Origin of the sequence: Microvirga sp. 2YAF29 (assembly GCF_052114605.1) — a bacterium.
GTDB lineage: Bacteria > Pseudomonadota > Alphaproteobacteria > Rhizobiales > Beijerinckiaceae > Microvirga.
Map to the genome: position 1 here is coordinate 452,803 of NZ_JBFRFB010000002.1, position 12,866 is coordinate 465,668.

12 protein-coding genes are annotated in these 12,866 nt (G+C 56.7%); 8 read left to right on the forward strand and 4 right to left on the reverse strand.

The window, feature by feature from the left end; all coding sequences use genetic code 11:
• Nucleotides 1-16 precede the first annotated feature (16 nt).
• Both AB4Y85_RS04505 and AB4Y85_RS04510 read left to right on the forward strand, forming a co-directional pair.
• Entirely contained in the window at nt 17-922 is a 906-nt protein-coding gene (locus AB4Y85_RS04505; protein WP_441983649.1) for a hypothetical protein, read from the forward strand.
• Between the two features lie 7 nt (nt 923-929).
• Entirely contained in the window at nt 930-1,751 is an 822-nt protein-coding gene (locus AB4Y85_RS04510) for a DUF2971 domain-containing protein (protein ID WP_441983650.1), read from the forward strand.
• 92 nt (nt 1,752-1,843) lie between these two features.
• On the opposite strand, the gene AB4Y85_RS04515 is transcribed toward AB4Y85_RS04510, so the two are convergent.
• Entirely contained in the window at nt 1,844-2,425 is a 582-nt protein-coding gene (locus AB4Y85_RS04515) for a DUF3489 domain-containing protein (RefSeq protein WP_441983651.1), read from the reverse strand.
• Nucleotides 2,426-2,884: 459 nt separating this feature from the next.
• Entirely contained in the window at nt 2,885-3,130 is a 246-nt protein-coding gene (locus AB4Y85_RS04520) for a helix-turn-helix domain-containing protein (protein ID WP_441983711.1), read from the reverse strand.
• A gap of 153 nt (nt 3,131-3,283) precedes the next feature.
• Between AB4Y85_RS04520 and AB4Y85_RS04525 the strand changes: the two genes are divergently transcribed.
• The 6 genes from AB4Y85_RS04525 (at nt 3,284) to AB4Y85_RS04550 (ending at nt 8,653) form a co-directional block, all read left to right on the forward strand.
• The gene (locus tag AB4Y85_RS04525; RefSeq protein ID WP_441983652.1) at nt 3,284-4,222 is read left to right on the forward strand and encodes a restriction endonuclease; all 939 of its coding nucleotides are present in this window, start codon (nt 3,284-3,286) and stop codon (nt 4,220-4,222) included.
• Nucleotides 4,223-4,298: 76 nt separating this feature from the next.
• Nucleotides 4,299-4,982, forward strand: coding sequence for a hypothetical protein (locus AB4Y85_RS04530; RefSeq protein WP_441983653.1), 684 nt, complete (start codon nt 4,299-4,301; stop codon nt 4,980-4,982).
• 20 nt (nt 4,983-5,002) lie between these two features.
• Entirely contained in the window at nt 5,003-6,397 is a 1,395-nt protein-coding gene (locus AB4Y85_RS04535; RefSeq protein ID WP_441983654.1) for a site-specific DNA-methyltransferase, read from the forward strand.
• Nucleotides 6,387-6,791 carry a DUF5681 domain-containing protein gene (locus tag AB4Y85_RS04540; RefSeq protein WP_441983655.1) on the forward strand — a complete coding sequence of 135 codons (405 nt, stop codon included), beginning with the start codon at nt 6,387-6,389 and terminating at the stop codon, nt 6,789-6,791. Before AB4Y85_RS04535 ends, AB4Y85_RS04540 begins: the two co-directional genes overlap by 11 nt.
• Nucleotides 6,788-8,197: a phage terminase large subunit gene (gene terL, locus AB4Y85_RS04545; protein WP_441983656.1), complete on the forward strand. Its 1,410-nt coding sequence runs from the start codon at nt 6,788-6,790 to the stop codon at nt 8,195-8,197. The genes AB4Y85_RS04540 and terL overlap by 4 nt, the downstream gene beginning before the upstream one ends.
• A gap of 375 nt (nt 8,198-8,572) precedes the next feature.
• Nucleotides 8,573-8,653, forward strand: a complete 81-nt coding sequence (locus AB4Y85_RS04550; protein ID WP_441983712.1) for a DUF3768 domain-containing protein — start codon at nt 8,573-8,575, stop codon at nt 8,651-8,653.
• Between the two features lie 99 nt (nt 8,654-8,752).
• On the opposite strand, the gene AB4Y85_RS04555 is transcribed toward AB4Y85_RS04550, so the two are convergent.
• Entirely contained in the window at nt 8,753-9,865 is a 1,113-nt protein-coding gene (locus AB4Y85_RS04555; protein ID WP_441983657.1) for a ribonucleotide-diphosphate reductase subunit beta, read from the reverse strand.
• Nucleotides 9,866-9,952: 87 nt separating this feature from the next.
• Nucleotides 9,953-12,820, reverse strand: coding sequence for a ribonucleoside-diphosphate reductase subunit alpha (locus AB4Y85_RS04560; RefSeq protein WP_441983658.1), 2,868 nt, complete (start codon nt 12,818-12,820; stop codon nt 9,953-9,955).
• Nucleotides 12,821-12,866: the final 46 nt, after the last annotated feature.

The window sequence follows — 12,866 nt, forward strand, 5'->3', positions numbered from 1 at the left end:
CAAATTGAGTAGAAGCGTGCTGTTGTACTCGCCAGGTAGCGCGGTATCGACGCGACTAATTTGGGACACTCATGTCAGCATTGCCGCCGGGGCCGACAACGATGAGATCGCACTTCACCCCAAGACCCGACGCACGATCATCGCCGAACTATATGCGGCGGAGACAGGATCCGCCACGACTGCTGAGGGCGATCGATTCAAAGTTCCTGATGTTTTATGCCCGATCTGCAAGGACGAAGTCTACCTGATCGCTAAATCAAGCCTTCGAGCTGCGCATTTCAGGCATTATGATCGCAGCACTTGCCCAACGAAGGCTCGTGCTGGAGACCCGTATTTGGATCTGGAAACTCAACACCTGGACCTGAAGGCAGGAGAGCGTATAAAGGCATCATTCAGACAGAATTGGGCAAGGAATTTTAAGGCCATCGGCGAAATGGTTCCTTACTTCTCACCGGAGGAGTTCATTATGCTGATCAAACTCGCAGGCAGATATCGTATCTGGGCGCGGATCGGATTACGAGAGATCTATCTCCCCAGCCTTTTCGTTCTTCTGGCCGACTTCCCGCCATGGACCGGCACGAGACGAAATGGTCAGTATGCACGCAAGTTTTGGTTCCGTTTCTGGTTCGATAGCAACATCCGCAACGTCGAGGACCTATGGATCGAGCAGCGTCAGAGGCTGATCCTATACAGAGCATCGTTCGATCCACCTTCGCGGCCCAATGGGCGCCCGGCCTATGAAGATCTCAAGGTCCAGAAACAGATCCCTATTGTTCTTGATTTCCTGACAGCTCAAGAACAACCGCTTCCTGTAAAGCTGAAATTTGCCGTAAGAGGATGGAGTGTCGATGCTTCTATCTCACTATACATCACGATCTGGCTTGGAAGGCATTGCTCGCACAGGGACGCTGTGGGCCACTAATTTCTTAATGGTTAACGACAAGTCTGAGTACTTCTACGCTTGGGGAGAAATTCAAAAGGCTGCATTCAAGTATGCCCTAGAGCGTCTGCCGATGGATCTCATCCGGCCCGACAATGACGTCGACGCGACAACCAAGGTCATCTTAGAGCAGATGCGGGATCAGCTGACGTCAACCGACGGCTATGGTCATCTTTTCGTTACGTCGTTTGCCTTTGCGAAGACTGCGGACCAGGAGAAAAACGGCATTTTGACATTGTGGGACCGGTACACCAAGCTAAAAGGCTACTGCCTCCAATTTGAAAAGGCCGACGTCGAGCACATGGTGCGCCTCGACTCGATGAGTCGTAACTACGCTTGGGTAGCACTTTCGCCAGTGATATACGGTGTTGATCAAGATACATTCACCTTCCGCGAGCTCGCGAGGCAAGTCGGTGAACAGCAGCTTCTCCAGATTGCGCGCCAAACTCGCGATGGTAGGATCCCCGTTCGATATGAAGATCATTGGGCTCCGAGCTATCTCGAACGAAAGCTCATGGACTACTGCGGCATTCACAAGCATCCGGGATTTGAAGACGAACGAGAGTTTCGCATCCAAGTGTATCCCCTTGAGCAGGCGGACGCTCGCGTATTCACGGGGATTGCGACTAGGAAGACCATTCATAAAGGACCTAATGGTAAGAAATATCTTGTTATGGGAGATAGCTGGCGCCCGTGCATCGAACCGAAACGTATCATCATCGGTCCCAAGGCGGATCCGAACATTGAGCTGCTTCTAAACCTGTTCAAGCATCGCCCTGCCGTGAGCGTCTGTGACATTCCCATCATATGATGAGTCTCTTGGCTGGATGTGATAAGCGTCTGGCGATGCGCGCGAGTTCCGACTCGAGCGCATCGCCAGACACAATTGGAGCTTTCACCGTCTTACGCTGCGATGGATGCGGAAGATGTGTTCTCAGACAAATGATAGGCTGTCTTGCCGTCTTGGGTTTTGGCTTTGACGAGCGTATGCCCTTGTTTGCGCAAGCCGGTCAAAGCCGCTCGCGTGCTATGGGGAAGCCAGCCAGTGACGGACATCATATCGGCAATGGTCGCACCTTCCTCCCGTTGGAGAAGCGAAAGGACGATTGCCTTTTTAGAGCTTGCTCGTGGCATAATGTCAGTGGAACTTTCAGACATTGCTGGACGAGTGCTTTGGAGGTTTTCCTCAGACTGCGTTGCAAGTAGAACATCTCCATCAGCCATCTCTGGATCGACTCCGATTGCCTTCAATCCAGCTGACGTAATCTTGAGCCCGATGCGGTTCTCCAATTCATCGATGCGATAGAAAAGCTGATCGAAGCTAATGACGACCTCCTCGACCAATTCATTCTTCAGCAGCTTCTCCGTCACGACCCGCAAAGCATTGCCCTTCAAATGCGTAACGTCGAGCAAACCATCTTGCCGCTGAGAAGCTCCTGAGAGGAGAAGCGTATGAGTACCGGTGAGTTTCAAAGCACGTGTCATAAGGCAGATCCTTCCAATCGACGGCACCAGCGCCGTCACTGCCTCGAGCCCGCGAGCAACAATCCTCACAGGCTATAATTACAAGAATGCTTAGTCGGATTACCGCGTTCTTATCGGTCGCTCCAATGTCAGTCGGCTCATCAGGCATATGCATCTATGGAGAGTTTCGGTCTCGCTCAGCATTTCATCGAGGTCCATAGCGATGCGCACCGCCTCGCCCTCGCTTCCTCCTTCAGCGCACGCAACGGCCGCTTTTGCGACGGCCGCCGCGTCCGTCAGCCGGATGCTGATCTCGCGTAAACAATGAGTAATAGTCAGTTCGGATAATTTCATTTGTGCACCTCACGTTAAATCGTGGGCACCATGAATGCGTGGTGTGAGGCACAAGTCGAATGGAATGAGAGCAAGAAGAGTGCTTTGTCGGCCGCCTTCTTGTCCTGATATGATCGGGAGGCAGAGTTACTTCTTCGGTGTTTTTAAAAGTAAATCGATCAGCTCATGCGGATCGAAGCCCATGATCTCTGCCAGATCAAGCATCTCAACGACGTCAACACGCCGCTGGCCGTTCTCAATGTTTGTCATGAATGGTTGGTGCCGACCAAGCTTTTGGGCGACCTGTGCTTGATGAAGGTCAGCCTTATCCCGGTACTCGGCAAGGAGTTCTGCTAGACGCTGATGGCGGCGGGAGCGGAAGGATGACGGCATAAAGGACCGGAACAAAGAGGGACCGGTCTGTTGGGTATGCGCATCATTGCCGTATACAAAAAATAAATATCCGAAATTTAGATATATAGCTGGACTATCAGCCACCCCGAAGTGATGTGTCCGCCGGCCCCTGGGCTCAAGGAGATCATCACGATGGACACGCCTACCCTAACCCCCATCACCCCGACGACCGCCCGCTATATCAAGCTGGGGAGGAAGGATGCCTGGGCCGAGCATTGCCTGACCCACGGAGAACTCCACTTCGGCCATCCTGATGAACCGCATGAGCTCTGCCTCTCCGGCAATTGGGACGGCGCTGAGCGCTACCTCCGGGAAACCCTTAAGGGACCTCAGGGAGTAGCCACCGGCAGCCTGCGGGAATTGCGGGACTTCTATATGTTGGGCCCGGATTGCCTCTGGATCACCTTTTTCAAGTCGACCCTCTGGTGGACCTTCGCCGAGGAGGAGGTGTTCGACCTGCGCGATGGCGAGGGCCAGTACGGCTGCGTCATGCGTAAAGCGCGAGGCTGGCAGTCCACCAGCATTCTCGGCCAACCTTTACGTGTCGACCGCCTGAGCACCCGTCTGACCAAGGTCGCCGCTTACCAGAAGACGATTTGCAAGATCGAAGATGTCGATTACCTCCTGCGCAAGATCAACGGAACCACGGAACCAACCATCGCCAAGGCTGAGGCGGCTCTGGCCGAGACAATCGCCTTAGCCGGTGCGATGATCGAGCGCCTGCACTGGAGAGATTTTGAAACCCTGATCGGATTGATCTTCCAGCATTCGGGCTGGCGGCCGGTCTCGACGCTTGGCGGGAACATGCCGGATGCGGACCTGATCGTGGAGCAGCGGGCAACCGGCGAGCGGGCCATGGTTCAGGTCAAATCCGAGGCCGATCAGGCAACGCTGGAAGACTACGAGACCCGGGCCACGGGCTACGATAGGCTCTTCTTCGCCTGCCATTCTCTGCGAGGGACCCTGACCGCGGCCGATCCCAGCCGAACCCATCTGTGGATCGGCCCTGATCTCGCTCGTCGGGCCGTCGATGCCGGTCTCCTCAACTGGCTGATGGACGCCTGCGGGTAGCTCATTGCGGAAGGACTTCCGCACTCATATTTGTGACCTAATTGAACGTCCGTTCTTGATAGGCTACAGGGTTCTCATGATGAACCCCAACCCCTTCTACAAGCGCGATCAGGTCGGACGGGCGATCGCTGCCATCACGAGACGCCAGCGGGACGACGGCGCGCCCGATCCGGGTCTTAAAGCGGACATGAAGCGTCTGCTCGATCTCGATCGGGAGCTCGTGCCTGAGGAAGGCAGCGAAAACAATGCCCGTTACGCCTTCTATGATGGCCCGCCCCCAGGTCAGGGCGGCGAGATCGCCTATACGGCCTACAATGCCTTTGCGCTTCTCATCGCCCTTCGTCTTCTCGATAGCGGCCTGAAGCAGAGCGCGGCCTTACGCTTCATGCGCGGCGTTCGCTCGGAATTGGAGGCGGAATTCAACAGGATTTCCAGGATTTCCCCTCAGCATATTCATCCAGGCCTGTCGGATTCAGACCTCAACAATCGTCTTGCCAGCGGCTATCTCACCGGCAGCGCCGACCGGATGAGCTTTCTCGTTCCCATCGCCAGCAACGATCCCCTACCCGCCTATGCACCCTCGGCGCCCGAGAATACCTATTTCGGCAATGTCTGTTCCAGCGTTCCGACCCTGCTTCAACGGCTCGAATATTTCAGCCATAAGGGCCGGGCCGCCGTCGTGATCGAACTTTTGAACGCTGCGCATCAACTGTGCTACCGGCTCGATCGTATCCCTGTCCGCAAGCGCGGACGTTCTTAAAACACCCTTTGGAGATCTTCATGAAACGCCTCATTGAAACCCAACTAGACAACGATGATGGTAAAATCGACCACCGCTTGAGAGGCCGCCATGCCAAGATCGAAGAGCGGTCGTTGGCTGCTCTGCGCACCAATCCCCGCAATGCCCGCACGCACTCGAAGAAGCAGGTCGGTCAGATCGCCGATTCGATCCGACGCTTCGGCTTTACCAACCCGGTCCTGATCGATACGGAGGGCACGATCCTCGCCGGTCATGGCCGGATCGCCGCGGCGAAGCTTTTAGGACTCGAGAGCGTGCCGACCGTCTGCCTCGATCATCTCGATGAGGCCGAGCGGCGCGCCTATGTCATCGCCGACAACAAGCTCGCCGAACTGGCCGGCTGGGACGATGCCCTGCTGGCGATCGAGTTTCAGGAATTGTCGGATCTCGACTTCGATTTGTCGCTCACCGGCTTCAGCACGGGCGAGATCGACTTCATCCTCGATGACCAGGCGGCTCCCGACGGAGAAGCCGAGGACGAGATCCCGGAGCCCGAGCCCGGGTCTGCCGTTTCTCAGGCAGGCGATCTCTGGCTCCTCGGCGAGCATCGTCTCTATTGCGGTTCGTCCTTGGAAGCCTCGTCCTACGAGGCGCTGATGGGCATGGAGCGCGCCCGGATGGTCTTCACCGACCCGCCGTTCAACGTGCCGATCAAGGGCCACGTCTCCGGCCTCGGCAAGGCCCGGCACCGCGAGTTCGCGATGGCCTCGGGTGAGATGAACCGGGCAGGCTTCACTGAGTTCCTGCGCACCGCCTTCACGCACATGGCCGCCTTCTCAGCCGAGGGTTCGATCCATCAGGTCTGTATGGACTGGCGCCACATGCGCGAGATCCTCGATGCGACGGACGGGCTCTTCGAGCTCAAGAACCTGTGCGTCTGGAACAAGGACAATGCCGGCATGGGCTCGTTGTACCGCTCGAAGCACGAGCTCGTCTTCGTCTTCAAGTCCGGCACGGCGTCCCATGTCAACAACGTCGAGCTCGGACGTCACGGCCGCAACCGCTCCAACGTCTGGGACTATCCCGGCCAGAACACTTTTCATCGCGATCGCGACAAGGATCTGGCAGCTCACCCGACGGTCAAGCCGATGGCGCTCGTGGCCGATGCCATTCGGGACGTCACCGAACGAGGAGCCATTGTCCTCGATCCCTTCAACGGCTCGGGCACGACGATCCTTGCCGCCGAGAAGACCGGACGGCGCGCCCACACCATCGAACTCGACCCGGCTTACGTCGACGTCGCCATCCGCCGCTGGGAAGCCATGACCGGCGAGACCGCACGGCATGCCGCCACTGGTCAGAGCCTCATCGAACGGCAAGCTGCACAGACCAACGAACATTCACCCTCAAGCACGGAGATCGATCATGCCGCCTAAAAAACAGCCCACCGGCGATTATGAGGTCGGTTATGCCCGCCCGCCGGAAGCCACACGCTTTCAAACCGGTCTGTCCGGGAACCCCAAGGGCAAACCAAAAGGACGGCGCAACCGCAAGAAAGTGCTCAGCTACTGGCTGGAGCAGCCGATCACCGTCGTCCTCGACGGAAAGCGCGTCAAGCTGTCCAACGACGAGGCTTTGATGATCGCGGACATCAAGCGGGCTTTGAAAGGCGACAACAAAGCCCATGACCGAATTCTCCGCCGCAAGCTTCAGGCGGGCCTGATCGAGCCCGAGATTCAGAAGGTCGAGGAAGACCTGGCCGAACACGATCGCCACGCGCTCGAATTTCTCCTGCAACAACACCTTCGCAAGAATGGACCCACCCCATGAACGACCTCTCTCATGCCGCCCTTCGTGCCGCTTTACGCGAGGATTTCGCGGTGTTTTGCAACAGGGCCTTCTCAACTGTGGATCAGCGAACGCCCTTGGGCTGGAACTGGCATCTCGATACCTTGAGTTATTATTTTCAGGAGGCGGCAGCCGGGCGCATCAAGCGTCTCCTGATCACCATCCCGCCCCGTCACCTCAAGTCGTTCTGCGGCTCCGTCGCCCTCCCGGCCTGGATCCTCGGCCGGGATCCCAGGGTGCGGATCATCTGCGCCAGCTACGGCAGCGATCTCTCGACGACGTTTTCGAACGATTGCCGCAAGATCATGATGGAGCCTTGGTATCGGCAGGCCTTCCCGCACACCCGGCTGAGCAGCACCAAAAATACGCAATCGGAATTCCAGACGACGAAGGGCGGCGGCCGGCTGGCAACCTCCGTCGAGGGCATGCTGACGGGCCGCGGGGCCAACTTCCTCCTCCTCGATGATCTGATGAAGCCGATGGACGCGGCATCGGAAACCAAACGCAAGAACGTCATCGATTTCTATAAGGGAACGGCTTTCTCCCGTCTCGATACCAAGTTGAACGACGTCATCATCATCATCATGCAGCGACTGCATCAGGATGATCTCGCCGGGCATCTCTTGGAACACGGCGGTGGCGAGTGGACGCACGTGGACCTTCCGGCCATCGCAGATACTGACGAGAACATCCTCATCGGCCCGAACAGGTATCATTTCAGAAAGGTCGGCGATCTTCTCCATCCCGAGCGCGAACCTCAGTCCGTCCTCGATGAACTCAAGCGGACGCTCGGCAGCAGCGCCTTTTCCGCGCAATACCTGCAACGCCCGATTCCCCAGGACGGCGAAATCTTTAACTGGGCATGGTTCCGGACTTTTAGAACTCTCCCTGTCCGAGGAGAGTATGATGAGATCGTCCAATCCTGGGACCCAGCCTCGAAGACGGGCGCTGACAACGATTATTCGGTTTGTACGACGTGGCTGGTCCAAGAAGGGCGTTACTATCTCCTCGATATCTATCGCGAGCGCCTCAACTTCCCCAACCTCAGGCGTCGAATCGTAGAACTGGCCGAACTTCATCAAGCCAGTGTCGTTCTGATCGAGGACAAGGGCGCCGGTCAGGAAATGATCGCGATGCTGCAAGAGGAAGGACGCCTACCCATCATTCCCGTCATGCCTTTGAGGGACAAAGTCGAGCGCGCCATCGCCCAGACGCTTCAGATCGAGGCGGGACGGGTGTTCATCCCGGAATCGGCCTCATGGCTTGAAGAGTTCAAGACCGAGGCTCTGACCTTTCCCAATGGCCGTCACGACGATCAGATCGACAGCATGGTGCAGTTTCTCAAATGGATCAAAGAGCGGCGCAATCCGTGGCTGCGAGAGATTTAGATGTAGTGTGAGGGTCGGTTCAGAGCTTTTCTAGGTGCCTATCTCGGAAACTTCTGCGCCGCCATACATGTTATCGTTATTGCAGTAACGTCGGCCGATTAAACACCTCCGGTAACTCGCGGCCTTTCAGACCGCGCTTGGTACCTAGAGCAGACACAATCACCACAACCTCAGTGCTGGAAATTCATCTTGGCTCAGGCAGGAAACTAAACGCGCACTTGTGTTTGAATCAAACGGCTACCCCCGCAAAGATCGCATTGGCGGGCGAGCTGTCACAACGCGCGGCACTGCAACTCTCGATCCTGCGCTCATGTCGGACACAGATAGCGAGGTACAAGCCTTCGATGCCTTCATGCCCGAAAACAATCTTTGCGATTGCATGACTTCGGTTCGTTCACCATCGAAGGCCATGTGGTGATGCTCAAGATCGATTATTACGATCTTGACTTACAGTAAGCCTCGCCCGATCCGACAGACCCCAACGTCACCTACCGCGTCATACCCCTCATGCTTGCTGAATACTGGACTTTCAAAAAGTGATTAACTGCTCAATGGTCAATCCCAGGCCAGTGCCCCGCCGCTTTGATAGTCGATCACGCGGGTCTCGAAGAAATTCTTCTCTTTTTTAAGATCCATGGCTTCCGACATCCAAGGGAATGGATTTTCAGTTTCACCATAGACAGGTGTAAGCCCAAGCTGAGCGCAGCGGCGGTTGGCGATGAAGTGCATATATTGCTCGCACAGAGCTGCGTTCAGCCCCAGGAAACCGCGTGGCATGGTATCGCGTCCATAGGCGGCTTCGAGTTCGGCGGCTTCGCGCAGCATCTGGCGGATTTCTTCCCGGAACTCCTTGGTCCAGATGTGTGGATTCTCTGCCTTGATCTGGTTGATCACGTCGATGCCGAAATTCAGATGGATGCTCTCGTCCCGCAGGATGTACTGATACTGCTCGGCGATGCCGACCATCTTGTTGCGACGGCCGAGCGCCAGGATTTGGGCGAAGCCGGTATAGAACCACATACCCTCGAAGATCACATAGAAGGCCACGAGATCGCGAACGAAAGCTTGGTCCTTTTCAGGAGTTCCCGTCTCGAAGGCTGGATCGTCAAGATGCTGGGTATGCTTGAGCGCCCATGCCGCCTTGTCGGTGATGGAGGGCACTTCCCGGTACATGTTGAACAACTCGCCCTCGTCCAGCCCAAGGCTCTCGACGATGTACTGGAACGTATGCGTATGAACCGCCTCCTCGAAGGCTTGGCGCAGGAGGTATTGACGGCATTCGGGATTGGTGAGGTGACGATAGATCGCCAGCACGATGTTGTTGGCGACGAGGCTCTCGGAGGCCGCGAAGAAACCGAGATTCCGCTTGATGGCGCGCCGTTCATCCTCAGTCAGACCCTCACGTGACTTCCAAAGGGCGATATCGGCTTGCATGGAGATTTCGGTCGGCATCCAATGATTGTTGCAGCCGGACAGATATTTCTCCCACGCCCACTTGTATTTGAGCGGAAGAAGCTGATTCACGTCAGCCCGGCAGTTGATCATCGCTTTATCGTCCACGCTGACACGACCGCCTTTCCGGTCGATATGACCAAGGCCGGTCGCGTCCATGGGCATGAGGGGAGCCGCAGAATTGGTAGCCGTCTTCGTTTCGGTCCAGTCGAGCATGATGGTTCTTTCTCAAAGGGGGCACAGAAGGGACGCAAAGGCTGCGCCCCTTCGATGAAAAGTCGGGTTTTCAATGAGGTGGGTCTTTTACTGGCAGGCTTCGCAATCGGGATTGTCGATAGAGCAAGCCAGACTTTCCGACACGGCGCTCATTGAGGCGGCAATGGAGGAAGCCTGCACGGCATTCAACTTTCCGTCCGTGCCCTTCAGAGTCGATTTCTCCACATGGGTCGCCGATGTCGCCCGCAGATAGTAGGTCGTCTTCAAGCCTCTTTCCCATGCCAGTCTGTACATGGCATCGAGCTTCTTCCCATTCGGGTTGGTGATGTAGAGGTTGAGAGATTGGGCCTGATCGATCCATTTCTGGCGGCGGGCGGCAGCCTCGATCAGCCAGGAGGCATCGATCTCGAAAGCGGTTGCGTAGAGGGACTTGAGATCATCCGGTATTCGATCAATGGGAGCAAGGCTGCCGTCGAAATACTTCAGGTCGGACATCATGACCTCGTCCCAGAGGCCGCGCGCTTTCAGGTCACGGACCAGCGCCGGGTTCACCACGGTGAAATCGCCCGACATGTTCGCTTTGACGAAGAGATTGCGGAAATTGGGCTCGATGGATTGCGTGACGCCGCAGATATTGGAAATCGTGGCGGTTGGCGCAATGGCTAGGACATTGGAGTTGCGCATACCGCTCTGCCTGACCCGATCACGCAAGGACGACCAGTCGAGAGTTGTAGAACGATCAAGATCAAGCCTTCCGCGACTTTCCTCCAGCAGAGAAACGGAATCGATGGGCAAGATCCCCCTCGACCAGAGCGATCCCTCGAAGCTCGGATAACGTCCGCGTTCAATAGCCAGATCGCATGAAGCTTGAATGGCGTGGAAACTGATTGCTTCCATGCTCTCGTCAGCGAAAGCCACAGCACTGTCGGATGCAACAGGAAGCCGGAGCGTATGAAGCGCATCTTGATAGCCCATGATGCCAAGGCCGACAGGACGATGGCGCAGGTTGGAGGCGCGGGCCTCCGGGATCGTGTAGAAGTTGATGTCGATGACGTTATCGAGCATCCGGACAGCCGTCTTGACCGTGCTCCTGAGCTTTTCGTAATCGATCCCATGCGGCGTGATGTGTCGAGCCAGATTGACTGAGCCGAGATTGCACACCGCGACCTCACCCCGCGAAGTGTTCAGGGTAATCTCCGTGCACAGATTGGACGAGTGAATCACACCTACATGACCTTGCGGCGAACGGATGTTGCACGGATCCTTGAAGGTGATCCACGGATGGCCGGTCTCGAACAGCATGGTCAACATGCGCCGCCACAGATCGACAGCCTTGACTTGCCTGAAGACCTTGATGTCGCCGGATGTGGCCTTGGCTTCGTATGCTTCATAGGCCACCTTGAAGGCCGGTCCGTAGAGGTCATGCAGGTCCGGCGTTTCATCCGGTGAGAACAGAGTCCAAACTCCGTCCTCGGCTACTCTCTGCATGAACAGGTCCGGCACCCAGTTCGCCGTATTCATGTCGTGAGTGCGGCGGCGATCATCACCGGTATTCTTCCTCAGATCGAGAAACTCTTCGATATCGATGTGCCAAGTCTCGAGATAAGCGCAGACAGCGCCTTTGCGCTTGCCGCCTTGGTTCACCGCAATGGCGGTATCGTTGGCCACTTTTAGGAACGGCACCACGCCCTGGCTCTCGCCATTCGTTCCCTTGATATGCGCGCCGAGACCGCGAACCGGAGTCCAATCATTGCCGAGGCCGCCGGAATACTTGGCGAGCAAGGCATTATCCTTCACGGCCTTGAAGATGCCGTCGAGATCGTCTGGCACGGTAGTGAGGAAGCAGGACGAAAGCTGAGGGCGTGTCGTTCCGGCGTTGAATAGGGTCGGAGTGGACGCCATGAAGTCGAAGGATGACAGAAGGTCGTAGAATTCTATGGCCTTCTCCTCACGGTCGATCTCCCGCAATGAGAGCCCCATGGCGACGCGCATGAAAAAGGCTTGCGGAAGCTCGAACCGCTTCCCCTTTATATGCAGGAAGTATCGGTCATAGAGGGTCTGAAGGCCAAGATATTGGAAGTTCAGGTCGCGGTCCGGCTTGAGCGCCATTGCCAGCCGTCCGAGATCGAAACGGGCGAGTTCCGAATCGAGCAGTTCCGCTTCCATTCCCTTCTCGATATACGCCGGAAAGTAATCCGCATACAGCTCCACCATCTCGGCTTGCGTGACTTGCCGCCGTTGCCCATGCACGGCGCTCAATGCCTCGCGGCGCAGACTGTCGAGGAGCAACCGGGCGCTGACGAATGTATAATCCGGTTCACGCTCCACGAGAGTGCGGGCCGCAAGGACAGGGGCTTGCGCAAGCTCTTCCTCTCGAATGCCATCGTATAGATTGCGCATCGTCTCGGTGAGAACCGTATCGGCCGAGACGGTTTCAAGCCCGTGGCACGCCTCGTCGATGAGCGATCGCAATCGGATCATATCGAGAGGAATACGCTGTCCGTCAGCCAGGCTGACATGAAGCGTTGCTTCGATATCAGGCATGACGCCTACCGCATGGGTGCGCTCCGTCGCCCGTTGCTCGCGATAGAGGACATAAGCGCGCGCAACCTTGTGGTGTCCGCCTCGCATGAGCGCAAGCTCGACCCGATCCTGAATGTCCTCGATATTGAATGTCCGTCCTACTTCCGCGTGGCGCGTGAGCCCCGATACGATGCCCGCGACGAGGTCTTCCACGATTTCATGGATTCGGCGGGAGGCTGCCGCCGATGCACCTTCCACGGCCAGGAATGCCTTGGTGAGGGCCACCGTGATCTTCGTCTGGTCAAACGGTGTGACCGCGCCGTTTCGGCGGATCACCTGATAGCCTAAAGACGGGGACGTTTGTCTGGTCGAAGACGTGACTGGAGTGAGCGTTGCTGAAGCCTTTTGGGCCTCATTGATGGAAAGAGACATTGTGCAACCCCTTACAGTTCAAGGGGGCATGGGCCGGAAGGAGCGC